This window comes from Parablautia muri (assembly GCF_009917485.1).
Taxonomy (GTDB): domain Bacteria; phylum Bacillota; class Clostridia; order Lachnospirales; family Lachnospiraceae; genus Suilimivivens; species Suilimivivens muri.
Window position 1 is genome coordinate 1 of record NZ_QZDT01000159.1, and the last position, 1,559, is coordinate 1,559.

Here is a 1,559-nt window from a genome sequence, read left to right on the forward strand (position 1 = left end):
CACCTATTAAGATGGTTTGATTGCTATGCCCTTTATTTCTTGGCTGTCCTCTACTTATTTGTTTCAAACTTATCAATCTCTGCAAACTCCAATAATCCTTCAAGGGTATCATCTGGTTCTTTATGGCTCTTTGTTTGCCTGATACTATCCAGATATTCAAAGCAGGTTATATGATCTTGCATAACCTCATCAGCTACAAATAGCACTCTTGTCTTTCCCCCAAACACATGCTCTGCAAAATACCGCTTGAGTTTTTCTTCACTTCCTACATAGCCTTTCACTGTATACATTTTTTTCCTCCCACTAAATACAACAGTCATCACACTCTCAATGTAATCTTGCCGCTATCGTCAAATAGATAAATAAAGAAAAAAAAGCGATATACACTGAACTTATTGCTAAAGCAGCCTTTGATATGGCATTTCTCGTTTTTTTGTTTTTTATCAAGCAGATAGCAAATACAAAACCAACAATAATCAATACGGCATACACCGCAAAAAAGATATACACCCAAGGAGCTTCCATTCCGATTCTCAAACGCCGGATGATAAAGAAAGTCAAAGGAAGCAGGCTAACCCCCAAGGATATTTTTTCTAAAATCTTTTCTTTCATGATCTCCTCCTTAACCGGCTACTATGTCAATCTTCTTCAATCGGCGTGAAGCCAGTAATATAAAAAACACGATATAGAAAACCACCATTGGAACCAGCGTTGTTAAGCTGTCAATCGGTAAAGTTTTCTCCTGTGATGACAAACCGAGGATTAGCTGTGAATACGGGAACATACTGCCAAGACCCGTAATATAACATGCCAATCCCGCAATACACAGACATACTGCAAGTCCGACTGGGACAGCAAAACTTCTTATTTTCATAGAAAGATAAAGCTGTACTGCCGCAACGCCAAGGGCGCTAAACCACCCCATAAAGAGCCACCAGAGCATACCTGTGGGAATAGGCTGTTCAAAACGGAATCCCACTTTACCCACAATGATTATGAATATCATCAATAGTGCCTGTGCCGTAAAAATTGACTTGGCTAACACGACCAACTTAGCGATAAAAATTGTAGACCGGGGAATTGGCGTTGTCATTAAGCTGTTCCAGTTATGGTTAATGTGTTCCAACCGCCATAAAAAGGAAGCACAAATGGCAATCAGAATAGGGAAAAAGAAATACCCATAAAATAAACCTGTCTGTAACCATAGCTGCTGCCACATATCACCTTCATATAAACTTACAGAAGCATTTATCCCGTAAATAATTGCGCCTATTGCCGCTGTCAAAAGCGGGAGAACTGTAACCGCTACCCACATATTTGAATGGCGGCTTTTCAAATTCTCCGCACGAATTGCATTGATCAGCATTATAAACTCCTCCTTTAATACTCATATTTTTCAAATCTCTTCCGGAACACAACATATGCCACAAGACCAGCAACAAACAGAATTGCAAGCGGAACAAAGTTGATGTTCCGTACTACTAACCCTGAAGTGCTATACTAAAGTTGTAACAGAAGTGGCTAATGAGATATAATCAAAATAACAAGAAACGAGGTAC

General features: G+C 39.4%; 3 protein-coding genes. All 3 read right to left on the reverse strand.

Annotated features, from left to right (window positions below):
• Nucleotides 1–50: 50 nt before the first annotated feature.
• Genes D5281_RS24880 through D5281_RS24890 form a run of 3 tightly spaced genes read right to left on the reverse strand, consistent with a single transcriptional unit; the run spans nt 51 to nt 1,366 of the window.
• Nucleotides 51–290: a hypothetical protein gene (locus tag D5281_RS24880; RefSeq protein ID WP_160562526.1), complete on the reverse strand. Its 240-nt coding sequence runs from the start codon at nt 288–290 to the stop codon at nt 51–53.
• 37 nt (nt 291–327) lie between these two features.
• On the reverse strand, nt 328–612 hold the full coding sequence (locus tag D5281_RS24885; RefSeq protein ID WP_160562527.1) for a hypothetical protein: 285 nt from the start codon (nt 610–612) through the stop codon (nt 328–330).
• Between the two features lie 10 nt (nt 613–622).
• Nucleotides 623–1,366, reverse strand: coding sequence for an ABC transporter permease (locus D5281_RS24890; RefSeq protein ID WP_160562528.1), 744 nt, complete (start codon nt 1,364–1,366; stop codon nt 623–625).
• Nucleotides 1,367–1,559 lie beyond the last annotated feature (193 nt).

What these genes read in the sequence shown, in the direction of transcription:
- D5281_RS24890 (WP_160562528.1), bottom strand. Translation starts at nt 1,366, where the DNA reads ATGCTGATCAATGCAATTCGTGCGGAGAATTTGAAAAGCCGCCATTCA.
- D5281_RS24885 (WP_160562527.1), bottom strand. Translation starts at nt 612, where the DNA reads ATGAAAGAAAAGATTTTAGAAAAAATATCCTTGGGGGTTAGCCTGCTT.
- D5281_RS24880 (WP_160562526.1), bottom strand. Translation starts at nt 290, where the DNA reads ATGTATACAGTGAAAGGCTATGTAGGAAGTGAAGAAAAACTCAAGCGG.